This is a genomic window from Psychrobacter sp. TB20-MNA-CIBAN-0197, assembly GCF_040309765.1.
Classification (GTDB): domain Bacteria; phylum Pseudomonadota; class Gammaproteobacteria; order Pseudomonadales; family Moraxellaceae; genus Psychrobacter; species Psychrobacter submarinus.
In genome coordinates this window covers 1-268 of sequence record NZ_JBEOPC010000684.1, presented here as the reverse complement: position 1 = coordinate 268, position 268 = coordinate 1, and the positions used below count along the sequence as shown (strand labels likewise).

Sequence of the window (268 nt, the reverse complement as noted above, 5' to 3'; positions counted from 1 at the left end):
AACCTGTCTTTCGCTCTACCACTGTCACGATAGCTTGTTTATGGTTTTGACCAATGATGGTGTCCGCTTCCCAATCACCGATGCGGGATCGCTCTTTTACTACATGAGGGCGCTCATGAATTGAGATCCTGTCATTAATACGCCCACGAGTCTCAGTGGTAAGCCTTTGACGATAGGGTTTGGCTTTGCGTCTTAAATACTGCCATAGCGTGCCGCCTTGCCTCTTATCCGTCCATAAGTAACGATAGATACTCGTGTGACTGACTCC

At 48.1% G+C, this 268-nt stretch carries 1 protein-coding gene; it reads right to left on the bottom strand.

Features of this window, described 5'->3' with window-relative positions; genetic code table 11:
- A partial coding sequence (locus AAEY83_RS15525) for an IS30 family transposase (protein WP_351060358.1) occupies positions 1-268 on the bottom strand: 268 nt, incomplete at both ends.